General features: G+C 69.3%; 20 protein-coding genes. 9 read left to right on the top strand and 11 right to left on the bottom strand.

Annotated features, from left to right (window positions below):
• Window positions 1-141 precede the first annotated feature (141 nt).
• From glpK to ABD259_RS15420, 6 genes are all read right to left on the bottom strand, one after another.
• On the bottom strand, window positions 142-1,638 hold the full coding sequence (glpK, locus tag ABD259_RS15445; protein WP_344163246.1) for a glycerol kinase GlpK: 1,497 nt from the start codon (window positions 1,636-1,638) through the stop codon (window positions 142-144).
• A 207-nt stretch (window positions 1,639-1,845) separates the two neighbouring features.
• Window positions 1,846-2,613: an IclR family transcriptional regulator gene (locus ABD259_RS15440; protein ID WP_344163243.1), complete on the bottom strand. Its 768-nt coding sequence runs from the start codon at window positions 2,611-2,613 to the stop codon at window positions 1,846-1,848.
• A 269-nt stretch (window positions 2,614-2,882) separates the two neighbouring features.
• On the bottom strand, window positions 2,883-3,512 hold the full coding sequence (locus ABD259_RS15435) for an OmpA family protein (RefSeq protein ID WP_344163241.1): 630 nt from the start codon (window positions 3,510-3,512) through the stop codon (window positions 2,883-2,885).
• Entirely contained in the window at window positions 3,496-4,056 is a 561-nt protein-coding gene (locus ABD259_RS15430; RefSeq protein WP_344163238.1) for a hypothetical protein, read from the bottom strand. Before ABD259_RS15430 ends, ABD259_RS15435 begins: the two co-directional genes overlap by 17 nt.
• Before the next feature lie 118 nt (window positions 4,057-4,174).
• Window positions 4,175-5,056 (bottom strand): 1,4-dihydroxy-2-naphthoate polyprenyltransferase, encoded by an 882-nt coding sequence (locus ABD259_RS15425; protein ID WP_344163235.1) that lies wholly within the window; start codon window positions 5,054-5,056, stop codon window positions 4,175-4,177.
• Window positions 5,057-5,250: 194 nt separating this feature from the next.
• Window positions 5,251-5,793, bottom strand: coding sequence for a GNAT family N-acetyltransferase (locus ABD259_RS15420; RefSeq protein WP_344163232.1), 543 nt, complete (start codon window positions 5,791-5,793; stop codon window positions 5,251-5,253).
• A gap of 273 nt (window positions 5,794-6,066) precedes the next feature.
• Here ABD259_RS15420 and ABD259_RS15415 point away from each other — a divergent pair, with 273 nt between their 5' ends.
• The 9 genes from ABD259_RS15415 to ABD259_RS15375 all read left to right on the top strand — a co-directional run bounded on the left by ABD259_RS15415 (window position 6,067) and on the right by ABD259_RS15375 (window position 16,649).
• On the top strand, window positions 6,067-6,444 hold the full coding sequence (locus ABD259_RS15415) for a phage holin family protein (RefSeq protein WP_344163229.1): 378 nt from the start codon (window positions 6,067-6,069) through the stop codon (window positions 6,442-6,444).
• A gap of 273 nt (window positions 6,445-6,717) precedes the next feature.
• Window positions 6,718-7,695 carry a 4-hydroxy-tetrahydrodipicolinate synthase gene (gene dapA, locus ABD259_RS15410; RefSeq protein ID WP_344104584.1) on the top strand — a complete coding sequence of 326 codons (978 nt, stop codon included), beginning with the start codon at window positions 6,718-6,720 and terminating at the stop codon, window positions 7,693-7,695.
• Window positions 7,692-9,377 carry a ribonuclease J gene (locus ABD259_RS15405; RefSeq protein ID WP_344163226.1) on the top strand — a complete coding sequence of 562 codons (1,686 nt, stop codon included), beginning with the start codon at window positions 7,692-7,694 and terminating at the stop codon, window positions 9,375-9,377. The genes dapA and ABD259_RS15405 overlap by 4 nt, the downstream gene beginning before the upstream one ends.
• A gap of 152 nt (window positions 9,378-9,529) precedes the next feature.
• Window positions 9,530-12,052, top strand: a complete 2,523-nt coding sequence (locus tag ABD259_RS15400; RefSeq protein WP_425573531.1) for a DNA translocase FtsK — start codon at window positions 9,530-9,532, stop codon at window positions 12,050-12,052.
• A gap of 178 nt (window positions 12,053-12,230) precedes the next feature.
• A complete protein-coding gene (locus ABD259_RS15395; protein WP_344163223.1) occupies window positions 12,231-13,286 on the top strand; it encodes a helix-turn-helix domain-containing protein in 1,056 nt (351 codons plus the stop codon).
• 219 nt (window positions 13,287-13,505) lie between these two features.
• The gene (gene rimO / locus ABD259_RS15390) at window positions 13,506-14,975 is read left to right on the top strand and encodes a 30S ribosomal protein S12 methylthiotransferase RimO (protein ID WP_344163220.1); all 1,470 of its coding nucleotides are present in this window, start codon (window positions 13,506-13,508) and stop codon (window positions 14,973-14,975) included.
• Complete coding sequence (gene pgsA, locus ABD259_RS15385) at window positions 14,972-15,580, top strand: CDP-diacylglycerol--glycerol-3-phosphate 3-phosphatidyltransferase (RefSeq protein WP_344163217.1); 609 nt, start codon at window positions 14,972-14,974, stop codon at window positions 15,578-15,580. Before rimO ends, pgsA begins: the two co-directional genes overlap by 4 nt.
• Before the next feature lie 8 nt (window positions 15,581-15,588).
• The gene (locus tag ABD259_RS15380; protein ID WP_344163214.1) at window positions 15,589-16,131 is read left to right on the top strand and encodes a CinA family protein; all 543 of its coding nucleotides are present in this window, start codon (window positions 15,589-15,591) and stop codon (window positions 16,129-16,131) included.
• A 158-nt stretch (window positions 16,132-16,289) separates the two neighbouring features.
• Window positions 16,290-16,649, top strand: a complete 360-nt coding sequence (locus tag ABD259_RS15375) for a helix-turn-helix domain-containing protein (protein ID WP_344103898.1) — start codon at window positions 16,290-16,292, stop codon at window positions 16,647-16,649.
• 141 nt (window positions 16,650-16,790) lie between these two features.
• Here the strand turns inward: ABD259_RS15375 and ABD259_RS15370 are convergent, their stop codons facing one another.
• The 5 genes from ABD259_RS15370 to ABD259_RS15350 all read right to left on the bottom strand — a co-directional run bounded on the left by ABD259_RS15370 (window position 16,791) and on the right by ABD259_RS15350 (window position 22,356).
• Complete coding sequence (locus ABD259_RS15370; protein ID WP_344103900.1) at window positions 16,791-17,243, bottom strand: RrF2 family transcriptional regulator; 453 nt, start codon at window positions 17,241-17,243, stop codon at window positions 16,791-16,793.
• A 168-nt stretch (window positions 17,244-17,411) separates the two neighbouring features.
• Window positions 17,412-18,902, bottom strand: coding sequence for a glycoside hydrolase family 3 protein (locus tag ABD259_RS15365; protein WP_344163212.1), 1,491 nt, complete (start codon window positions 18,900-18,902; stop codon window positions 17,412-17,414).
• 93 nt (window positions 18,903-18,995) lie between these two features.
• Entirely contained in the window at window positions 18,996-19,871 is an 876-nt protein-coding gene (locus ABD259_RS15360; protein WP_344163210.1) for a carbohydrate ABC transporter permease, read from the bottom strand.
• Window positions 19,868-20,854: a carbohydrate ABC transporter permease gene (locus ABD259_RS15355; protein ID WP_344103906.1), complete on the bottom strand. Its 987-nt coding sequence runs from the start codon at window positions 20,852-20,854 to the stop codon at window positions 19,868-19,870. The genes ABD259_RS15360 and ABD259_RS15355 overlap by 4 nt, the downstream gene beginning before the upstream one ends.
• A 227-nt stretch (window positions 20,855-21,081) precedes the next feature.
• The gene (locus tag ABD259_RS15350; RefSeq protein ID WP_344163208.1) at window positions 21,082-22,356 is read right to left on the bottom strand and encodes an extracellular solute-binding protein; all 1,275 of its coding nucleotides are present in this window, start codon (window positions 22,354-22,356) and stop codon (window positions 21,082-21,084) included.
• Window positions 22,357-22,570 lie beyond the last annotated feature (214 nt).

Here is a 22,570-nt window from a genome sequence, read left to right as displayed (position 1 = left end):
GTGGGGTGGCCGGAGGCTTCACTGCCTGCTGCGGCCGGTGGGAAGTGCCGATGGTTCGGCATCAGGCGAGGGGCTGTCGCCTTAGGTGCGGTGCGCGGGCCGTCTGTGCGAGGACGGCCCGCGCACGAAGGGCGTGGCCCCTCAGGCGTCCTCGCGCTCGACCCAGCCAAGGGTGCGCTGGACGGCCTTGTTCCAGTTGTGGTACTCGCGGTCGCGTACCTCGGGCTCCATCTTCGGAGCCCACTCGGCGGCCTTGTGCCAGTTGGCGCGCAGGCTGTCGATGTTGGGCCAGTAGCCCACGGCGAGACCGGCGGCGTAGGCCGCGCCGAGGCAGGTGGTCTCGGCGACCATGGGGCGCACGACCTCGACGTCGAGGACGTCGGCGAGAATCTGCATGAGCAGGTTGTCCGCGGTCATACCGCCGTCCACGCGCAGGCTGGACAGGTCGACGCCGGAGTCCTGGCGCATCGCGTCGACGACCTCGCGGGTCTGCCAGGCCGAGGCCTCCAGCACGGCGCGGGCGATGTGGCCCTTGTTGACGTATCCGGTCAGGCCGCTGATGACGCCGCGGGCGTCGCTGCGCCAGTGCGGGGCGAACAGGCCGGAGAACGCCGGAACGATGTAGCAGCCGCCGTTGTCCTCGACCGTGCGTGCGAGCGTTTCGATCTCCGCGGCGCTGGAGATGAGGCCGAGGTTGTCGCGGATCCACTGCACCAGGGAGCCGGTGACGGCGATGGAGCCCTCCAGGGCGTAGACCGCGTCCTGGTCGCCGATCTTGTAGCCGAGGGTGGTGAGCAGGCCGTTGGAGCTCATGACCGGCTCGGTGCCCGTGTTGAGGACGAGGAAGGTGCCGGTGCCGTAGGTTCCCTTGACGTCGCCCGGGTCGAAGCAGGTCTGGCCGAAGAGGGCGGCGTGCTGGTCACCCAGCGCGGAGGCGACGGGAACGCCCTTGAGGAACTCGTGGGCCTCGCCGTAGACCTCGGCGGAGGAGGCGATCTCGGGCAGCATGCTCCGGGGGACGTTCATGGCGTCGAGGATGAACGGGTCCCAGTCGAGGGTCCGCAGGTTCATCAGCATGGTGCGGCTGGCGTTGGTCACGTCGGTGACGTGGCGCCCCGTCAGCTTCCAGATGATCCAGGTGTCCATGGTGCCGAACAGCAGCTCGCCGCGCTCAGCACGCTCACGTACGCCGGGGACCTGGTCGAGCAGCCAGCGCAGCTTCGGCCCGGAGAAGTAGGTGGCGAGCGGCAGGCCGCAGCGCTCGCGGAAGCGCTCCTGGCCGACAACGCCGGCGAGTTCGTGGATCAGATCGTCGGTGCGCGTGTCCTGCCAGACGATGGCGTTGTGGACGGGCTCGCCGGTCTCGCGGTCCCACACCACGGTGGTCTCGCGCTGGTTGGTGATGCCGACGGCGGCGAGCTGCTCGCGGGTGATGTTGCCCTTGTCCAGGGCCTCTTCGACGACGATCTTGACGTTGTCCCAGATCTCAGAGGCGTCGTGCTCGACCCATCCGGGCTGGGGGAAGATCTGCCGGTGCTCGCGCTGACCGACGGAGACGATCCTGCCTTCGTGGTCGAAGATGATGCACCGGCTGGACGTGGTGCCTTGGTCGATCGCGGCAATGTACTGGCTGGTCATCCGATTACTCGCCTCCGGCGAAAGGGATTGGGGCGGCGGGGTCCCCCCGATGGCTTGCTGGGAGCCGCATCAGGGGATTACGCATGGCGTACGACAATGTAGAACGCGTGTTACGAGTGTGAGTCAGGTCTCTAGGGTGTGTCAAGCCAGGAATGTGAATCCGTGACTGTTTCATGACGATATCCTCCTGTCATCACACCTTTGCGACTACCAGGGATGAGCTCCCAGGTCACGCGATATCGACCGGGCCGCATCGCGGACGTAGGACACCTGCTCCATGATCAACCCGTCCCCGTTGCACAGTCGCTCCACCGCTCCCGAGAGCCCGATCGCGCCCACGGTCATTCCCCGCCGGTCACGGATGGGTGCGGCGATCGCGACCTCCCCCTCTACCAGCTCCTCCATCTCCGCCGCCCACCCCTGGTGCCGGATCTCCTCCAGCTCGTCCAAAAGTGCGCTGACCTCGGTGATGGTGTGGTTTGTGAAGCTCTTGAGGTCGTCCTCGGCCAGGTCCAGGGGGGCTGCGAGCGGGTCGAAGGCCATCAGCGTCTTGCCCAACGCCGTGGCGTGCAGGGGGAGGAGGGAGCCGACATCCAGCGTCTGGCGCGTGTCATCCGGGCGAAACACGTGGTGCACCACCAGGACCTGAGCCTCGTGCAGCGTCCCGATGCGCACGCTTTCACCGCTGCGCGCGGCGAGGGAGTCCGCCCAGTTCAGGGCGCGGGTGCGCAGCTCATTGCCGTCAAGATAACGGGTGCCGAGCCGGAGCACCCCTCCACCCAGCTGGTAGTGGCCGGTCTCGCTGTCCTGCTCTACGAACCCCACGTGCTGAAGGGTGCGCAGCAGGCCCAGGACGGTGCCCTTGGGCAGTTCCACGGTGCGGGAGATCTCCGCGAGGCTCAGCCCGCGGGCACCACCGGCGAGTAACCGGAGGATGGCGGCGGCGCGCTCGATCGATTGGATCCTGCCAGCCATGCGGGGTACCACCACTCCCTAGTACGACAATGTCACACGGTGATGGTACTGGAATGTGTGACCTGTACTACTGGCGAGGTCTGTGGCACTACGTGCACAGGGAGCGAGGGAGCTGGGGGCCGCCCACGTGGGAGACGGCGACGAGCGCTGGAGCCGCCGGACGGCGTGGAACGCGTTCTTACCCCGGTGGCCCGCACCAACGCAAATCGGGTGGCCGGGCGACCCGGAGCATGCCGGGCCGCCCGGGGTGAGCAGGAGGGAGGCGCGGGTCAGCGGGGGAAGCTGATCTCCACGCGCCGGTTCATCTCCCGGCCCTCGGGATTGTCGCCGCCGTCGATCTCGTTCGGCGCGATCGGGTCGGCCGAGCCGTGCCCGGTGACCGAGAACGTGACGTCGGCGTCGTCCCCGATCAACTCGGACAGCTTCTTCTCCACGGCCTTCGCCCGGTCCTCAGATAGGGCCTGGTTGTGGGAGTCGTCGCCCTTGGCGTCGGTGTAGCCGTCGATGTCCACGGTCTTCCCGTCAGCCTCACGCCGCAGGATGTCGGCCGCCTCGCGCAGCGTTTCCCCGGCGTCGTCGCTGATGTCGGCCCGGTCGAACTCGAAGAGGACATCCGCGGCGAGGGTCACGACGCGTTCCTCGTCGTTCTCCGCGTTGGTGAGTGAGCCGTCGGCGTCCTCGGTCGCGAAGGTGAGGTCGTCGATCGGAGCATCGATTGCCACAACGGGCGGGCTGAGTTCCATGATGGGAGCCTCGGCGACCTCCCCGCCCTTGACCTCGGCCACGGTCTCGCGCGGCTCATTGGAGGTCTCCGCACTGGCGGCGCCTGGAGCCCCCAGCGCCAGCAGCGCCGCAGACGCGGCTACCAGCCGGACGCGGGCGTCAGCTGAGCGGGACATTGGTCAGGGTTCCGACGTTGGGGATCGACACGTCCATCGTCTTCACGTCCTCCGGCGGAGCACCGTAGGTCGCGCTGAAGAGGACGGAGTTACCCGGCTCGAATTCCATCAGGCCCTCGTATGAGGAGCAGACGCAGTCGCCGTTGCTGTCCGTGGCGGCGAGGTGGACCTTGCCGTTGTCGGGGTCGATCAGCTTGACACCCGAGGTGTTGTACTTGCCGCCGCTTCCCAGGAAGTCAAAGACGCTGTCGGACTTCTCATCACCGATGTTGGTGACAGAGAACGTCAGCTCGACGGTTTTGGCGCCGCGCGACAGCTCGTGCACGGCGTAGTGCAGGTCGGCGCCGAGCGTGTTGATGTCCTGGCTCGCCAGGGTCTCGCGGGCCTCGGCGTCGCCGGGGTCGACCTTGCCGCCGTTCACCGGTTCCTTGGACGCGTCCGAGGAACCGCCATCGTCGCCGCCGAACGCGCCGCACCCCGTGAGCAGCAGCGTGCACGCGGTGAGCGACATCAGGGATATTCCGGTACTTCGGGGGAAAACCATGCCCGGAAGCGTATCGGGGAAGATTCGGACGTGTCACCGCGGCCGACGGCTCGGGAGCGGACCGGATGTGGCCTGTGCGCTGGGGGAACCACCGCTGTCGGCGCTGCGTCCCCGACGCTCAGCCAAGCGCCCCCAGGGCCAAGCCCGCTGTCAGCAGGACCCCGAACGCCAGTTGCAGTTTGCCGGTCTCACCAAGCCCGAGGATGAGGTCGCGGCCGGTCTGGCCGCCCGTCACCCGGCGCACCGGGCCCGTCGCGAGGGGAATGGCGAGCACGACGAGCGCCACCCACCAGCTGGCGGGGAGGGCTGCCAGAGCGATAACGAAGGCCCCCGCCACGCACGCCAGGTACAGCCGTCGCGTCCAGGCGTCGCCGAGGCGCACCGCCAGCGTGATCTTGCCGGTCTCGGCGTCGGTGGGGATATCCCGCAGATTGTTGATGACCAGCACCGAGCACGACAGCAGCCCTACCGGAACGGCCGCCACCCACGCCTGCCACGGCACGTGCCCGACCTGGACGAACACCGTTCCGACCACCGCCACCAGGCCGAAGAACACGAAGACGGACAACTCGCCGAGGCCCCGGTAGCCGTAGGGGTTCGTGCCCCCGGTGTAGTACCAGGCGGCCACGATCGCCACGGCCCCGATCAACAGCAGCCACCACGACGAGGTCGCCACCAGGACGAGGCCCGCCACCCCGGCCACCGCGAAGCACGCCCACGCCGCCCAGAACACCTGCCGGGGCGGCGCCAACCGGGCGGCGGTCAGTCGCACGGGGCCGACCCGCTCCTCGGTGTCGGTGCCCCGGATACCGTCGCTGTAGTCGTTGGCATAGTTGACACCGACCTGCAGCGCCAGTGCCACCACCATCGCGAGCAGGGCCTTCCACCACACGGGTGCGCCGACACCGACGGCGACCCCCGTACCGACCGCGACCGGAACGATCGAACTCGGCAGGGTGCGTGGGCGCGCCCCCGCGACCCACTGGTTGAGCGTGGCCACGCCTCGGCCCCACTTTCTACTTTCTCCGCCTCCGTCCGGGCAGCGCGGCGCCCGGAACGGTGGTGTGTGGTGTGCTTGGTCGACGCGTTCACGGCGCCGCGCTTCAACCGTAGCGCCGGATTCGAGGGCTGGAGCGAACGCCCCGGCGGCGCGTGCTCCACGTGTCGACCGGGCGGACGGGTAGGTCGGCGGGGTCACACACTGATGGCGGCGTGCAGCCGGACCATCGGCACGCGCTCGCCCATGTCCAGCTCGCGCCGGGCCCCGTCCGGCCGCCATCCGGCGGACTCGGCGAAGTCGCGCAGCGGGTTGTCCGCCTCTAGCGTCCAGATCACCACGCGGTGGAACCCGTCGTCGACGAGGTGGTCCACGGCGGCGTTGAGCAGGCGGCTGCCGTGCCCGAGGTGCAGGTGGTCCGGGTGGACATGCAGGGCGTAGATCTCGGCGTCGGTGCCGGGCCACAGGTCGTCGTCCTCGGCAGGGCCAAGCGAGGCGAACCCCACGACCTTCCGCTCATCGGTGGCGACCAGAAGCCGGTGCCGCGACGTGGGCGGGCTCTCCACCGCGCCCCGCCACTGCTCGCGGAACTTCGTCCCGGCCTCCTGCCCGGTGAGCTCGTCCAGCACGGCGGCGGGCAGCGTCTGCCCGTACATCGAGCGCCACGCCGCGACCTGAATGGCCACGACGTTGTCGATGTCCTCCAGTCGGGCGGATCGGACGAATCGCTGTTCGGACATGGAGGCTCTCATCCGGGTCGACGGGCGGCGCGGTAACACGGCAAATCGTCGCACCGCCGGTGCCCTTCGGTGAAATCCGCGCGGGGCGGCGTGTTCGAGAGGGCGGCGCCGTCTGCGGCCGCCGCTCTGGCCGTGCGGGAAGCGCGGCCGCGCTACAGCACCGCCAACAGGGCGTCCATCTCCCTGAGAGCGGATCGGGGTGGACCCGGGTTTTGCCCGGAAATGCCGACGGTCGAGTTCGCGTACCTGCCTGTACGTGGGAATATCGAGTCCGTGAGCATCATCATCAGAATCCTCGTGAATGCGATCGCCCTGTGGGCGGCGGTGTTCCTGATCGACGGGATCAACGTCGCCGCCACGGACACTGCCGACCAGATCATCGTCTACCTGGCGGTCGGGGTGATCTTCGGTCTCGTCAACGCTGTCATCAAGCCGATCGTGAAGACCGTGGGATGCGCTTTCTACGTCCTCACGCTCGGCCTGGTGGCCCTGGTCGTGAACGCCCTGCTGCTTATGCTGACCGAGTGGGTCGCAGGCCTGTTCGACCTTCCCTTCACCATCGACGGCTTCTGGCCCGCCTTCTGGGGTGCGATCGTCATCGCCGTGGTCAGCTGGCTTCTCAGTCTTTTCCTCCCGGACGGCGAGGACTAACGGGCCCCTGGACCCCAAGCGTGTGACAGAGCCGGTGCCCCGGGCACCGGCTCTTCATGTCGGGGCCCACCGATGCGGGATCGGGCTCCCGGATGTTAACCGTGTCACCGGGATCTCGGAGGTCACGCCGCCGGAAGCCCAGCCCTGCCGGAGGAGCGTGCGGCGAATCCCGGATGCGCCGGGGCGCGTTGGAAGGTGGGCCTACGTCCCAAAAATCCACTTCGACCGGGTCGCATGGCCGCAGGTGGCGTCCGAGCGCGGTACGTTTTGCATATGGCAGGCAGCTCTCAGCCGAACGCGCCCTTCGGCCAGATGTTGACCGCGATGGTCACGCCCATGCACGAGAACGGCGACGTCGACTACGACGGTGCCGCCCGCCTCGCGTCCTATCTGGTCGATGAGCAGCGCAATGACGGCCTCATTATCAGCGGTACCACTGGTGAGTCGCCCACGACGGACGACGACGAGAAAGACCGGTTGCTGCGCTCCGTGCTGGAGGCCGTCGGCGACCGCGCCACCGTCGTTGCCGGTGTCGGCACCAACGACACCCGGCACAGCATCGAACTCGCGGAGGCGGCCGCGCGCGCTGGCGCGCACGGGCTGCTGACCGTGACCCCCTATTACAACAAGCCTCCCCAGGAGGGGCTGATCCGGCACTTCACGGCGATCGCGGACGCGACTGAGCTGCCGGTGATGCTGTATGACATTCCCGGACGTACCGGGACACCCATCGCGTCGGAGACGCTGGTGCGGCTGGCCGAGCACCCCCGCATCGTCGCCAACAAGGACGCCAAGGACGACATCGGCGCCAGCTCCTGGGTCATGGAGCGCACCGACCTCGCCTACTACTGCGGCTCGGACATGCTCAACCTGCCGCTGCTGTCGGTCGGTGCCTGCGGGTTCGTGAGTGTCGTCGGGCACATCGTCGGCGCGGACTTGCACGACATGATCGATGCCTACGAGTCCGGCGACCCGGCGATGGCGCTGGCGATCCACCGCCGCCTCACGCCCGTGTACACGGGGATCTTCCGCACCCAGGGCGTGATCACGACCAAGGCGGTGCTGAACATGTTCGGCCTGCCGGGCGGAACGGTGCGCACCCCGCTCGCGGACGCCTCGGGCGAACTGCAGGCGCTGCTCCGTGAGGACTTGGCGGCCGCGGGCGTGAAGGGGCCGACCGGCCTCGCGCCGCACCAGGCCGTCCCGGCCAGCGTGGTGGGTGTGGAACGCCTGACGGAAGGATCCGCATGAGTCACCCGCACCCCGAGCTCGGCCCTCCGCCGCCGCTCGCCAAGGACGCGCTGAGGGTCGTCCCCCTCGGCGGCCTTGGCGAAATCGGCCGGAACATGACGGTCTTCGAGTACGGCGGCAAGCTGCTGATCGTCGACTGCGGTGTGCTCTTCCCCGAGGAGGAGCAGCCCGGCGTCGACCTGATCCTGCCGGACTTCGACTACATCCGGGACCGGCTCGACGACGTTGAGGCCCTCGTCCTCACCCACGGACACGAGGACCACATCGGCGCCGTGCCGTTCCTGCTCCGTGAACGGGCCGACATCCCGCTCGTGGGTTCGCGGCTGACGCTGGCCCTGCTCTCGGCCAAGCTCGGAGAGCACCGCATCAAGCCGGTGACCGTGCAGGTGGAGGAGGGCGAGCGGCGCTCGTTCGGCGACTTCGACCTGGAATTCCTCTCGGTCAACCACTCCATCCCCGACGCACTGGCGCTCGCCATCCGCACACCCGCGGGCACGCTGCTGCACACGGGCGACTTCAAGATGGACCAGCTGCCGCTGGACGGTCGGCTGACCGACCTGGCCGGGTTCGCCCGGCTCGGGGACGAGGGCGTCGACCTGCTGCTGGCCGACTCCACCAACGCCGAAGTCCCCGGGTTCGTCACCAGTGAGCGTGAGATCGCGCCCGCCATCGACAAGGTCTTCGACCAGTCCACCCAGCGCATCATCGTGGCCTGCTTCGCCTCGCACATCCACCGCGTGCAGCAGGTCCTGGACTCCGCGAAGGCGCACGGCCGCAAGGTCGCCTTCGTGGGCCGGTCGATGGTGCGCAACATGAACATCGCGCGCGACCTGGGCTACCTGACTATCCCCGGCGACCTGCTGGTGGATGTCAAGCAGCTCGACGACCTCCCGCCGGGCGAAGCGGTGCTGATCTCTACCGGCTCGCAGGGCGAGCCGATGTCGGCGCTGACGCGGATGGCCAACCGGGACCACCAGATCCGCATCGAGGAGGGCGACACCGTGCTGCTCGCCTCCTCGCTCATCCCGGGCAACGAGACCTCGGTGAACCGGGTGATCAACGGCCTGATCCGGTGGGGCGCCAAGGTCGTGCACAAGGGCAACGCGCTGGTGCACGTCTCGGGGCACGCGTCCGCGGGCGAGCTGATGTACGTGCACAACATGGTGCGCCCGCGCAACTTCATGCCGGTGCACGGCGAATGGCGCCACATGCGCGAGCACGCCAAGATCGCCGCGATGGCCGGGCTCGACGAGGACCGCATCTGCATCGCTGAGGACGGCGTCGTCGTGGACCTGCACAAGGGCCGCGCGCGCATCACCGGCGCGGTCCCCGCTGGCTACGTCTACGTCGACGGCAGCTCGGTCGGCGACGTCACCGAGTCGGCGCTTAAGGACCGCAGGATCCTCGGCGAGGAGGGGTTCATCTCCGTCGTCGTCGCGGTCGACACCGCCTCGGGCAAGATCGTCGGCGAGCCGGAGATCCACACCCGCGGCGCGGGCATCGACGTCGACGCCTACGACGAGATCATCCCGAAGCTGCAGGACTCCCTGGAGCGCGCGGCGGCTGACGGCATCACCGACCCGACCCAGTTGCGCCAGCTCGTGCGCCGGGGCACCGGACGGTGGGTCAACGAGAATTACCGCCGTCGCCCCATGATCGTTCCGGTCATCGTCGAGGTCTGACCGTTCGCTGATCTCGGCGATATCGACCGAATACCCGCTGGTATAAGGTCGATATCGCCGAGATCAACGGTGAGGGCGGGCGCGGGTGTGCGCGACACGCCCGGGGCGCTTCTGCGCTGATCTGCGGAGGGTTCCTTAGTAGGCTGAGCGCCATGGCCACCCGATCGCCCAAGTCCTCCCAGCGTTCCGGTGGTGGAGCGGCCCGCAGCGGCGGCGGTTCGGGTCGGAAGAAGGCCCCGGCCCGCCGGCCCTCCGGATCGTCCACGTCGCGCACACGCAGGCCCGCCCGGAAGAGCAGCACTCCGCAAGGGCCCATCGAGATGTTCGTCGTCTGGATGGGACACGCCTTGATGTTCGTCTGGAGGATGCTCGCGCACACCGTCGGCGGCATCATCCGCGCGGTCGGTCGCAGTGCCCGCGACCTCGACCCCGACCTTCGCCGCGACGGCCTGGGCATGGTGCTGCTCGCCCTCGGCCTGCTGATCGCCGCGGCGGTGTGGTGGGACACCGACGGGCCGCTGCCCGAAGTCACGCGCATGATCGTCGTGGGGGCCTTCGGCGCGTTCTCCCCGGTCCTGCCACTGCTGTTCATCCCGTTCGCGTGGCGGCTCATGCGGACCCCCGGCAGCGACGGCCAGGCCGATGTGGGGCGGCTCCTCATCGGCTACTCGGCGCTGCTGATCGGGCTGCTCGGCCTGATCCACATCGCCCACGGCATCCCGTGGCCCTCCGACGGCGCCGAGGAGATCCGCGCGGCTGGAGGCCTCATCGGCTTCGCCGCCTCCGGGCTGCTGAGCCACCTCATCACCCCGTGGATCACCGGGGTACTGCTGTGCATGGTCTTCGCGTTCGGTGTCCTCGTCGTCACGGCGACCCCCATCCACCGCATCCCCGAGCGCCTGGCCGGGCTGCTCGGCCCGATGATGGAGCGCGACGGCGGGCCCGACGCCGGGGTGGGCATCCTCGAACCCCGGGCCAAACCGCAGAACCAACGCAAGCGCAGGCCGCGGCCGAAACCCGAGGCCGCGGACGCCGACGAACCCACGACCGTCGCGGGGCACAACGAGCGCCCCTACGACAGCCCCGTCGTCGCGACGACCGCGCAGGAGCCGTCGGCCAAACCGGGGAAGGCCAAGGCCGCCCCGCCGCCGGACCCCACCCCCGCGCCGGAGGCCGCCGAGCAGCTGTCGATCCCCTCACGCGTCGTCGATGGCGACTACGAGCTTCCCCCGCCCCCGATGCTCAAGCCGGGCACCCCGCCCAAGCCGCGGACCAAGGCCAACGACGAGGTCGTCGCGGCGCTGTCGGGCGTCATGGAGCAGTTCAACATCGACGCGGAGGTCACCGGCTTCACCCGGGGGCCGACCGTCACGCGCTACGAGATCGAGCTCGGCCCGGCCGTCAAGGTCGAGAAGGTCACCGCGCTCACCAAGAACATGTCGCTCGCGGTGAAGAGCTCCGACGTGCGGATCCAGTCGCCGATCCCCGGCAAGTCGGCCATCGGGGTGGAGATCCCCAACGCCGACAAGGACATCGTCAGCCTGGGCGACATCATGCGTTCGCCCGCCGCGACGTCCGATAACCACCCCATGCTGGTGGGACTGGGCAAGGACATCGAGGGCGCCAACGTCGTCGCCAACCTGGCCAAGATGCCCCATGTGCTGGTCGCCGGTGCCACAGGTGCCGGTAAGTCGACGTGCATCAACGGCCTCATCACCTCGATCATGATGCGGGCCACGCCCGACGAGGTGCGGCTCATCCTGGTCGACCCCAAGCGCGTCGAGCTCACCATGTACGAGGGCATCCCGCACCTCATCACGCCGATCATCACCAGCCCGAAGAAGGCGGCCGAGGCGCTGCAGTGGGTGGTGGGTGAGATGGACCGGCGCTACGACGACCTCGCGGCGTCGGGGTACCGCCACATCGACGACTTCAACGCGGCCGTGCGCACCGGCGAGCTGACCGCGCCGCCGGGAAGCGAGCGCAAGTACGAGCCCTACCCCTACCTGCTGGTCATCGTGGATGAGCTGGCCGACCTGATGATGGTCGCGCCGCGCGACGTCGAGGACTCGGTCGTGCGCATCACCCAGCTCGCCCGCGCGGCCGGGATCCACCTGGTCCTGGCCACCCAGCGGCCCAGCGTCGACGTCGTCACCGGCCTGATCAAGGCGAACGTGCCCTCGCGGCTGGCGTTCGCCACCTCCAGCCTGAGCGACAGCCGGGTCATCCTCGACCAGCCGGGGGCGGAGAAGCTGGTCGGCAAGGGTGACGCGCTGTTCCTGCCCATGGGGGCGGGCAAGCCGATCCGGTTGCAGAACGCCTGGGTCTCGGAGAAGGAGATCCGAGCGATCGTCGACCACTGCAAGAAGCAGTCCGAACCCAGCTACCGGGAGGACGTCGGCACCGCCGAGGCGAAGAAGAAGGAAATCGACGAGGAGATCGGCGAGGATCTCGATCTGCTGCTCCAGGCCGTCGAACTGGTGGTGACCACCCAGTTCGGCTCCACCTCGATGCTGCAGCGGAAGCTGCGCGTCGGCTTCGCCAAGGCCGGTCGGCTGATGGATCTCATGGAGAGCCGCGACGTCGTGGGCCCGAGCGAGGGGTCCAAGGCGCGCGACGTGCTGGTGACCCCTGACGAGCTGCCCGGTGTGCTCGCGTCTATCCGAGGAGGGTGATTTCCGCGCCCCCACAGCGGTTTCCGCGTGAGGTCAAACTTCGGAAGATGCCGTCATTGACCGACTTTTAACTGATCGACGGGGAGTGTCTGGGCCTCTTCGCACGGTCTGGCGAGCACAGTGGGTACAGATTGCGTAGCGGTCCGTGGAAAAGCGCTCTTGGGGGGAGAGGACGGACATGACCACGATCGGCCGGACTCTGGCCGCTGCCCGCGAACGGGTCGGCTACTCGATCGAAGAACTCAGCGCTCGCACCTGCATCAGGGAAACCGTCCTCGCGGCGATGGAACGGGACGATTTCGCCCCGTGCGGAGGGGACTTCTACGCGCGCGGACACATCCGATCGGTGTGCCGGGCGATCGCGGTCGACCACACGCCGCTGATCGAGGAGTACGACCGCGAGCACGCCTCCCGCGAGGAGGTGGGCATGGTCCCGGCGATCCCACCGAACGACGATTCCGCGGCCGAGCAGCGGCCGGTCCCCAGCGGCGCCTCCGAGCTGTTCGGCCGGTGGGCGGAGGCCGTCCGCAAGGCGCGGGGAAGGCGCGAACTGCCGGATCGGGCGCGGGGCGAGGTGCCCGCGGAGGAGGACGGTCCGGACAACGTCCGAGCCGTCAAGCCGCCTCCGCCCCCGCCTTCTCCGCCACCACCGCCGCGCGAGGGGCCCGCACCGGAGGACGATCGCTATGCGGCGGCGCGCGCCCGGATCGCGGCGGCGTTCGCCGCGGCCGCGAATCGCTACTGGTCGACGTTGGTGACCCTGACGCTCGCCGCCGCCGCGGTCGTCGCGGGAATCCACGCGTGGACCAACAGCGAGGCCGCCGACGGCTTCGTCACGACGTCCGGGCCGGACGTCGCCCAGTCCCGGGTCGACTCCGCGAAGCGGACCGAGGCGAATCGGGAGCAGGGGCAGGCGACGGTGGTCGCCGAAACGCGTGAACGCGAACTGCCCGACGAGGTCGAGGTCACGGTCAGCGCCCGTGCGCGCAGCTGGATCCGGGTCGTCGACGGCGATGGTGAGCACAGGTTCACCGGATTCCTGCGCTCCGGTGAGCAACGGGAGTGGACCCACCCCGAGGAGCTACGCCTCGACCTGGGCAACGCGGGAGGCGTCCTGCTGGACGTCAACGGCCATCAGCGCGGCGCGCCCGGCGCCAAGGGGGAAGTGACCCGGATTACTGTTGACCGGGAGTTCGCGAGCAAGAGCCAGGAGCGCTCGGAGGACGACCGATAGTCCCAGCGCACACGCTTCCGAGTCGACCGGTCCGGCCGCTTTGGGACCGGGTGGAGCCGGGCGCATAAGCGGCGCCGATACCCGCGCGCACCCGAAGTTCATCCCCGCGCCCATGGGGGTTCGCAGAGGCCACGTGGACGAAGTTCGCGGCAGGGCGTCTAGGCTGGTTGCCGTGGCAGATCGCCGCACCCTCAAATCGTCTGTCGAACCTTGGAAGCCATGTCATCGCGCCGTACTGTTTCGCTCGTCACCCTGGGATGCGCGCGAAATGAGGTTGATTCCGAAGAACTCGCCGGGAGGCTCTCGGCCGGCGGCTGGGACCTGATCGACGCCGAGAGCGACGAGAAGGCCGACGTCGTCGTCGTGAACACGTGCGGGTTCATCGAGGCCGCCAAGCAGGACTCCATCGAGGCCCTGCTCGACTCCGCCGAGGAGGGGACAAAGGTCGTCGCGGCGGGCTGCATGGCCGAGCGCTACGGCTCCCAGCTTGCCGAGGCCCTGCCCGAGGCACAGGTCATCGGGTTCGACGACTACGCGGAGATCTCCGAGCGCCTCGACGACGTCGTGGAGGGGCGCGAGCTCGCCCCGCACTCGCCCCGCGACCGGCGCACGCTGCTTCCGATCTCCCCGGTGGAGCGGCGCGGGGCCGAGACCCACGTCCCTGGGCACGCGGAGTTCGACCCGCTGCCCGAGGGCATCGCGCCCGCGTCCGGGCCGCGCATCCCGCGCCGCAGGCTGACCGGCGGCCCGGTGGCCAACCTCAAGATCGCCTCCGGCTGCGACCGCCGCTGCACCTTCTGCGCCATCCCCGCCTTCCGCGGCGCCTACATCTCCCGGCAGCCCGACGACATCGTGCGCGAGGCCGAGTGGCTGGCCGGTGAGGGCGTCCGCGAGCTCTTCCTGGTGAGTGAGAACTCCACCTCCTACGGCAAGGACCTGGGCGACCTGCGGGCCCTGGAGAAGCTGCTGCCGCGCCTCGCCGCTGTCGAGGGCATCGAGCGGGTCCGGGTCAGCTACCTGCAGCCCGCCGAGGTGCGCCCGGGGCTGGTCGACGTGCTGACCTCCACCCCCGGTGTCGTTCCCTACTTCGACCTCTCCTTCCAGCACGCCAGCGGCCCGCTGCTGCGCCGGATGCGGCGTTTCGGCGACCGGCAGCGCTTCCTGGAACTCCTGGAGACCGCCCGCACGGCGGCGCCCGAGGCCGGTGCCCGCTCGAACTTCATCGTCGGCTTCCCCGGCGAAAGCCAGGAGGACTTCGACGAGCTGGTGGCCTTCCTGGAGTCGGCCCGGCTCGACGCCATCGGTGTCTTCGGCTACTCCGACGAGGACGGGACCGAGGCCGCCGACTTCGAGGGCAAGCTGCCCGAGGAGGTCGTCGCCGAGCGCGTCGACCAGCTCAACCGGCTCGCCGAGGAGCTCATGGCCCAGCGTTCTGAGGAGCGCGTGGGAACCACCGTGGAGGTGCTCATCGAAGCGGAGCTGGACGATGGCACCTACGAGGGCCGTGCCGCGCACCAGGCGCCCGAGGTGGACGGCAGCACGATCGTGCACGGCGAGGGCCTGAAAGTCGGCGACCTGGTTCCGGCGACCGTGACCGCCGCGATGGGCGCCGATCTGGTGGCAGAGGCCGAGGAAGGCGGCCGGAGCGCGGCGGCCGACGACAACCTGGACACCCCGGATACACAATGAGCCCGCAGGACTCCCCCGCCACCCCCGTCCCCCGCCACGTTCCGGTCTGGAACATCGCGAACATTCTGACGATGAGTCGGCTCGTGATGGTGCCGCTCTTCGTCGTGTTCATGTTCCTGGAACCTCCGGCGTGGCGCCTCGCCGCGCTGGGGGTGTTCGTGCTGGCCGCCGTCACCGACAGGATCGACGGCGAACTGGCGCGGCGCCGCAACCTGGTCACGGACTTCGGCAAGGTCGCCGACCCCATCGCCGACAAGGCACTGACTGGGGCGGCTCTGGTCGTGCTGTCCCTGCTGGGCGACCTGTGGTGGTGGGTGACCATCGCGATCCTGGTGCGCGAGTGGGGGATCACCCTGCTGCGGTTCGCCGTCATCCGGTACGGGGTGATCCCGGCCAGCCGGGGCGGGAAGCTCAAGACGGTTCTGCAGATCGTCGCGATCACCGCCTACCTGATCCCGCTGCCGGCCTGGACGCCCGTCCCGCTGCTGTATGTCCCCCACTTGCTCATGGGGGCGGCGCTCGTGGTCACCGTGTCGACCGGCGTCGACTACGTCGTCCAGGCCCTGCGGCTGCGCCGGAAGGCCCGGCGCGACGCGGAGAATTAGGGCGGACCATGCCCGAATTCGCCCAGGAAGCCGGTACCGGTCAGGTCGCACTCGTTCCGGCCGCCGCCCACGAGACGGCTGCGGCGGTGCACCGGCTCCTGCGGGGCGCCGGGGCCACCGTCGCGACGGCCGAATCGCTCACCGGCGGGCTGATCGGCGCTGTGCTCACCGGTATCGCCGGGGCGTCGGCCACCTACCGCGGCGGCGCCATCGCGTACGCCACCGACCTCAAGAGCGGGGTCCTGGGGGTGCCCCGGGAGCTGCTGGAGCGGCAGGGCGCGGTCGATCCGGACGTGGCCCGGTCGATGGCCGCCGGGGTTCGTGACCGCCTGGCGTCCGATTTCGGTCTCGCCGTTACAGGGGTCGCCGGGCCGGAACCCCAGGGCGGCCGTCCCGTCGGCCTCGTCTACATCGCCGTCGCTGGTCCCGGTGGTGCTCAGGAGGTGCGGGAGTTCGTGTTTCCGGGGGACCGTTACCAGGTACGGTCGTCAACAGTGGTCCAGGCACTGGGCATGCTCGCCGATTCGGTGAAAGCGTATGCCGGTAAATAGGGTCGCCCGATCCGTTCAAGTCGCCGTATCGAGGGAACAAACCGTCACCAAGATCGTGTTACCCCTCCAGCGAACAGGAAGCCGTGAGGTGCGACGATCTGGCGCAGGGCAGGTACGGTGTTTTTTATGATGGTCGCTACCGGTGGGAGGGAGCGCGAATGATGGTCCTGCTTCGTCACCTACTTGGTGACGTGCTACGGCAGCTCCGGCAGCGGCAGGGCCGCACTCTCCGCGAGGTGTCGGCCGATGCCCGTGTCTCGTTGGGGTACCTGTCGGAGGTCGAACGGGGACAGAAGGAAGCTTCCTCCGAGCTGCTCTCCTCGATCTGCGGTGCTTTGGGTGTGCCCCTCTCCCAGGTGCTGCGTGAGGTCGCCGACCAGCTGGCGCTCGCCGAGCTGCAGGAGGCCGCTCTCCTCGACGGATCGGTTCCCGCCGACACCGTCCCAGCCCCCGACCGCATCGGCATCGATTCGGTGCCCGACCGCGTTCCCGATGTCGTCGACATGGTGGGCGTGTAACGCCCCCTCGTCTCAGCGGAAGCGCCGGCCACCCCGAGGTGGTCGGCGCTCCCGCTTTTTCTCGGCCCCATGGTGAGCCCCGTCATGATGCTGTGCCCTGCCGCGGATGCGGCGTGCGGGCGGTGAAGGAGCGGCGCCGCCTCAGCTGGCCCAGGCGTCCGGGTTCTCGGCCAGAGCGCGCACCGACTCGGGAAGTTTGCCCGTCGCGAGGTGCTCCAGGGTGACACTCTCCAGGATCGATCGTTCACTGGCGCGCAGCGCGATCCACACCTGCTGCAGGCTGCGGGCGGCGCCGTCGTAGTCGACGTCCTCGGGGCGTTCCCCGCGCACGTTGGCCAGTGGCCCGTCCACGGCGCGGATGATGTCGGCCAGCGAGATCTCGGGGGCAGGGCGGGCCAGCCAGTACCCGCCCACCGGACCTCGCTGACTGCGGACCAGGCCGGCACGGCGGAGCTGGGTCAGGATGTTCTCCAGGAATTTTCCGGGTATGGCCTGGGCGCGCGCGAGCTGTTCGGCCGTAACCGGGCCGCCACTGGCGGCTGCGAGTTCGGCTGCGGCGCGCAACGCGTAATCGACCCGGGCAGAAAGGCGCATGCTGCGATTATGCCGTGAATCGAGGGGAGATCGGGTCAATGGGACGGCGGGGTTCGCCCGACGTGACGATGCGGAAGCGCGGCATCGGTCCTCCTACCGGGGGATGGGGCTGACGAGCGCCCAGAGGGCGGCATTGGTCACTCCATTGCCGCCCGGGGGCCTTGCTGGTCAGCGTACCGGCGTCGCGCTGGCCGCGCCGAGCAGCTCGGCGGCGCTCTGCCCGTTCACCCGGGCCGCTCCGTAGGTGCTGATGTGGGCCTGGCACGCCGGCCGCCAGGCGGGCAGCCCCATCTCCACGACGACGGCGTCCGGGCGGTTCCGGCAGATCTCCCCGATCAGGCGGCGCGTGGCAGCATGGCGATGGGCGTCGCGCACCACCACGACCAGGTCCCGGTCGACCGCGCGCTCCAATACGGTCGCGATGTCCACGGAGGCGGGGTCCACGCGCTCGGTCCCGGGAAACCATGGCGACAGCCCCCAGGGAACCTCGCCCACGGCGATCCCGGGCGGCGCGTCGAACTCCACGACCAGCGGGTCGTGCAGGGGAGGGACGATGCCGTCGACCCGGACCGCGCGGCGGGCGCCGTCCAGCCCGATGGCGTCGGCGGCGGGCAGCCCGGCCGCGGTCCCGTCCAGCCCGGTGGGGACCGTGCGGACCTGGTGGTCCCGCGTCCACCGTCGCAGGGCCTGGGTGCGCCCGGCGGCCTCTTCCAGCCGCTCCCCGCTCAGGCGGCCGTCGCGGACGGCCCGCACGATGGCCGAACGGACGGCGGCGACCTCGTCGCCGTAGACGAACCGGCCCAGGCACAGCAGGTCGCACCCGGCGACCAGCGCCCGCACGGCGGCCTCGGGGACGCCGATCCCGTTGCTGACGCCCTCCATCTCCAGCGCGTCGCTGATCACCACACCGTCGAACCCGAGCTCTCCGCGGAGCAGCCCGGTGACGATGCTCGGGGCCAGCGTCGCCGGTTCACGCGTGCCAAAGGCCGGCAGGGAGATGTGCGCGGTGAGGAGAGAGCGCGCCCCCGCCGCGATTGCCGACCGGAACGGCACCAGCTCGCGTCGGGCCAGCAGCTCGGGGTCGGCGTCGACGACCGGCAGCTCGGTGTGGGAGTCCTGGTGGGTGGCGCCGTGGCCGGGAAAGTGCTTGGCGCAGGCGGCGACGCCGTGGTCCTGAAGGCCGGCGACGGCCGCGGCCGCGTGCCGCGCCACCAGTTCGGCGTCGGAGCCGAACGAGCGGGTGCCGATGGTGGGGTTGTCGTCGACGGTGTTGACGTCGACCGCGGGGGCGAGGTCGAGGGTGAAGCCGAGAGAGCGCAGCTCCGCGCCCAGCGCGCGGTGCACCGCCCGGGTCAGGGCGGTGTCGTCGATCGCGCCGAGGGCGGCGTTGCCGGGGTAGTCGCTGCCCGCGCTCTGGCCGATACGGGTGACATCGCCGCCCTCCTCGTCAAGTGAGACGAGCGGGGCGTCCGCGGCCGCGGCGAGCTCACGGGTGAGCGCGGTGACCTGCTCGGCCCCGCCGATGTTGTTGTGGAACAGGCAGACTCCGGCGATACCGTCGGCCAGGCCGTCGAGGACCCACCGGGGCGCGTGGTGGGATTCGAACGGCACCAACAGGGTGGCGTTGGCGAGGCGATCCAGGGTCGGATCTGCGGGCATCACGGCTCCGTTCATCGGGGGCGCGGCGGCGGTAGGCGGCGCCGCGTAGGTGGTGGCATGCGGGTGGGTCGGGTGGGTGATGGGGGTGGGCGGTCAGCCCTTGACCGCCCCCATGGTCAGTCCGGACACCATGCGGCGCTGGACGAAGAGGAAGAACACCATCACCGGGATGGTGAGGAGGGTCGAGGCGGCCATGATCGATCCCCACTCGACCGTGACGCGGCCGAAGTAGTACTTCAGGGAAATCGGCAGGGTGAACGAATCGGTGTTGCTCTGCAGGAAGGTGAAGGCCACCACGAACTCGTTCCATGCGGTGATGAACGCGAAGATGCTGGTCGCCACCAGGCCGGGGGCCACGAGCGGCATCATGATCCGCCAGAAGACGGTCCAGCGGGTCGCGCCGTCGATCGCGGCCGCCTCCTCCAGTTCCGGGGGGACGGCCGCCACGAAGCTGCGCATCATCAGGATGGTGATGGGCAGCGCGACGGTGGTGTAGACGATGAGCACCCCGAGGAGGCTGCCGGTCAGCGGCAGCGACGTGGCCGTGCCGAGGTGGTGGAAGTTGACGAAGATCGAGATGATCAGCGCCTCGCTCGGCACCATCTGGATGATCAGGAGCAGGATGATGAAGGCGGTGCGCAGCCGGAATTGGAACCGTGCCACGGCGACGGCCGCGAGCAGCGAGAAGACCGCCGCGAGCGCCACCGACCCGAGCGTCACCAGCAGGCTGTTGCCGAGGAACGACCAGAACGAGGTCTCGGGGATGAGCACGCCGGACAGCACGCGTTCGTAGTGCTCCAGGGTCAGCTCGCGGGGGAACAGCGTGGGATCGCGGGTGAAGATCTCCCCGTTGGGCTTGAGCGCGGTTGTCAGCACCCAGTACACGGGGAACAGGGCGAACAGCATGATGGCGGCGGCCGCCAGGTAGTCGCCGACGCGGCCGGCCCTCTTCTGGAGGCGGTGTCTCATCTGGTCTCCCCCTGCCGGATCATGACGCGCAGGTAGTAGGCGGTGATAGCGAGAACGAGGACGGTCATGACCACGGCGATCGCGGACCCCAGGCCGTAGTTGGGCGGCGTCGAGTAGAAGCCGAGCTGGTAGGAGTAGTACGGCAGAAGGAAGACGTCGCGGTTGGTGAAGCCCCCGGCGAGGATGTTGAGCTGGGTGAAGATCCGGAAGTCCCAGATGATCTGGAGGATCAGCAGGAGCGCGAACAGCGGGCGCAGCATCGGGAACGTGATGTTCCAGAAGGACCTCCACGCCCCGGAGCCGTCGACGCGGGCCGCCTCGTAGAGCTCGCCGGGGACGCTCTTGAGCCCGGCGAGCACGCTGACGGCGACGAAGGGGAAGGACTGCCAGACCACGGTCAGGATCAGCACGGAGAACAGCGGTCCGGGCGAGTTGAACCAGTTGAAGTGCTCCCACCCCGAACCGACGAGCCAGTCGGGGAGCCGGTCCAAGGTGGCGTTGACCAGCCCGTAGCGCGCGTCGAACAGCCACCGGTGCACGATCGCCGCGCTGATCACCGGGGTCGCCCACGCCAGCATCAACGCGGTTCCCACGGTGGTGGACAGCCATGTGGGCAGCCGGTTCAGCAGGATGCCGACGAGCGTGCCCAGCACCATCGTGATGGCGACCATCAGCAGGCAGACGACGATGGTGTTGCGGAAGATCGTCCAGAACCGGTCGTCGGTGAGGATGGCGATGTAGTGGGCGAAGTTGTTCCACTCGGCGGGTTCGCCCCGCAGCTGCCGCAACCCGTAGGTGGTCAGCGACATCCAGACCATCTGGACGATCGGCCACAGCAGGACGAGGGCCAGGAGGCTCAGCGCCGGCAGGATCAGGAAGTAGGGAACGAGGGCGGTGCGGTCGCGCCGTCTCCGCCGTCGGGGCGAGTCCTGCCCGGCCGAGGCGGCGACCTCGGGGCCGGTGCGGTCAAGCGTTCGTGTCATGGGGCGCTCTATCACTCGGTTCGTCGCGGGCGGCCACCGGTCGGTGGACCGGCGGCCGCCCGCTGCGCGGTCAACTCACGCGGCGATCAGCTCACGCAGCACTCTGTGCGCTTTCGGGCTCCGCACGTGTTCCACCGCCGGAGCCATGGGGCCTGCGGCCGGTCGACGCCGGCGCCTCCACGCGCTCGACCGCCCTCAGACCGCGTTTCCTCCGTCGTCGGGTGCCCTCAGTCCTCGGACCGGTTGAGCGCGTCGGTGAGTTCACCGTTGAGTTCCGGTAGGACCTTGTCGGCATCCTCACCGTCCGCGAGTCGGCGGACGGCGGTCTGGACGGTGGCCAGCTCCCACTGGACATGCCCCCAATTGGCGGTGTCGGGGAACAGCCGCAGGTCACCGGTGGCTTGCTTGGCGGCCCCGGCCAGGATCGGGTCCTTGGAGAAGGTGTCGCTCTCCAGGAGGTCGGCGTAGGCGGGGAACATCGAGGAGACCTCGTTGTAGGCGAGGGCGTTCTCCTTGCTGTTCAGCACCGTGATGTAGTCGAAGGCGACCTCGGGGTGCTCGGTGGTCCCCCAGACCGCGAGGTCGGAGCCGCCGCCGAAGGCCGGGGCGATGCCGTCCTTGCCCGGGATCGGGGCGGTGGCCCAGTGCTCGACATCCTCGTCGCTGATCCCGGCCATCTGCTGCTTGGCCCAGGGGCCGTCGATGAACATGGCGAGCTTGCCGTTGGCGAAGTCGGCGTGGGCGCAGTCGACCTCGTTCAGTCCCACGCACGCCGAGGGCGAGATCCCGTCCTTGGTGAGGTCGGCGTAGAACTCCAGGGCCTCTCTGGTCTCCGTGGAGTCCAGCTGGCCGGTCCACGTGTCGCCGTCCTTGGTCGCGAACTCGCCTCCGGTGCTCCACACGAAGCTGGCGATGCCGTTCAGGAAGTCGGTCGGGGCGGCGAAGCCGACCGCGTCCTTCTCCTCCTTGATGGCCGTGGCGACCTCGCGCAGCTCCTCCCAGGTCGTCGGCGGCTCCTTGCCGATCTCCTCCAGCCAGTCGGAGCGGTACCACAGGGCGCGGACGCCGCTGTACCACGGGACGCTGTACTGCGCGTCGTCGAAGGTGCCGTTGGCGTAGGCGCCCTCAAGGAAGTCGTCGCGGTTCTCCCACTCGCTGGCGTACTCGGAGACGTCGTAAAGCGCCTCGGCCTCGGCCCAGGTGCGCACCTGGTCGTTGCCGATCTCGACGACGTCGGGGCCGTCGCTGACCATGGCGGTCTGGAAGCGCTGGGAGAACTCGTCCCACGGGATCCACTGGATCTCGACTTCGGTGTTCGGGTGCTGCTTCTGGAACTCCGCGGTCACCGAGTCCATGAACTCGTTCTGCGCCTCGCTGGCGTCTCCCATGCGCCAGATCTCGATCGATTCCGCGGCACCGGTGCCAGTGTCTTCACCGCCGCCGCAGGCAGCGGTGAGCATCAGGACGGCCGATGCGGCGGCCGTGATCTTCGGGAACCTCACCTGAATTCTCCCTTCGCGCGTTACCGCCCGGACGACGTGTTGCGTCGGACGAGACGCCCCTGATACATCTCGGGGCCGGCTGCGAACGCGTGACGCGGGCTTCGTCATTTGTGCGGGGTGTGCTGAGATAGCACGTACACCGGTCCACCTGGTTGGGCCGCTGCCGCAGCGTTCCCGTAAAAACGGTGTGGGGGAACGTGCCTCTTGTGGGTTG

Origin of the sequence: Nocardiopsis rhodophaea (genome assembly GCF_039530945.1) — a bacterium.
GTDB classification, from domain to species: Bacteria; Actinomycetota; Actinomycetes; order Streptosporangiales; family Streptosporangiaceae; genus Nocardiopsis_C; species Nocardiopsis_C rhodophaea.
The sequence above is the reverse complement of the archived record's forward strand: the minus strand, read 5'-3'. Positions and strand labels throughout refer to the sequence as shown.

Bases quoted from the DNA above. Each gene is read 5' to 3' on its own strand.
- glpK (WP_344163246.1), bottom strand. From the start codon at position 1,638: ATGACCAGCCAGTACATTGCCGCGATCGACCAAGGCACCACGTCCAGC.
- ABD259_RS15440 (WP_344163243.1), bottom strand. From the start codon at position 2,613: ATGGCTGGCAGGATCCAATCGATCGAGCGCGCCGCCGCCATCCTCCGG.
- ABD259_RS15435 (WP_344163241.1), bottom strand. From the start codon at position 3,512: ATGTCCCGCTCAGCTGACGCCCGCGTCCGGCTGGTAGCCGCGTCTGCG.
- ABD259_RS15430 (WP_344163238.1), bottom strand. From the start codon at position 4,056: ATGGTTTTCCCCCGAAGTACCGGAATATCCCTGATGTCGCTCACCGCG.
- ABD259_RS15420 (WP_344163232.1), bottom strand. From the start codon at position 5,793: ATGTCCGAACAGCGATTCGTCCGATCCGCCCGACTGGAGGACATCGAC.
- dapA (WP_344104584.1), top strand. From the start codon at position 6,718: ATGGCAGGCAGCTCTCAGCCGAACGCGCCCTTCGGCCAGATGTTGACC.
- ABD259_RS15405 (WP_344163226.1), top strand. From the start codon at position 7,692: ATGAGTCACCCGCACCCCGAGCTCGGCCCTCCGCCGCCGCTCGCCAAG.
- ABD259_RS15400 (WP_425573531.1), top strand. From the start codon at position 9,530: ATGGCCACCCGATCGCCCAAGTCCTCCCAGCGTTCCGGTGGTGGAGCG.
- ABD259_RS15395 (WP_344163223.1), top strand. From the start codon at position 12,231: ATGACCACGATCGGCCGGACTCTGGCCGCTGCCCGCGAACGGGTCGGC.
- rimO (WP_344163220.1), top strand. From the start codon at position 13,506: ATGTCATCGCGCCGTACTGTTTCGCTCGTCACCCTGGGATGCGCGCGA.
- pgsA (WP_344163217.1), top strand. From the start codon at position 14,972: ATGAGCCCGCAGGACTCCCCCGCCACCCCCGTCCCCCGCCACGTTCCG.
- ABD259_RS15380 (WP_344163214.1), top strand. From the start codon at position 15,589: ATGCCCGAATTCGCCCAGGAAGCCGGTACCGGTCAGGTCGCACTCGTT.
- ABD259_RS15375 (WP_344103898.1), top strand. From the start codon at position 16,290: ATGATGGTCCTGCTTCGTCACCTACTTGGTGACGTGCTACGGCAGCTC.
- ABD259_RS15370 (WP_344103900.1), bottom strand. From the start codon at position 17,243: ATGCGCCTTTCTGCCCGGGTCGATTACGCGTTGCGCGCCGCAGCCGAA.
- ABD259_RS15365 (WP_344163212.1), bottom strand. From the start codon at position 18,902: ATGCCCGCAGATCCGACCCTGGATCGCCTCGCCAACGCCACCCTGTTG.
- ABD259_RS15360 (WP_344163210.1), bottom strand. From the start codon at position 19,871: ATGAGACACCGCCTCCAGAAGAGGGCCGGCCGCGTCGGCGACTACCTG.
- ABD259_RS15355 (WP_344103906.1), bottom strand. From the start codon at position 20,854: ATGACACGAACGCTTGACCGCACCGGCCCCGAGGTCGCCGCCTCGGCC.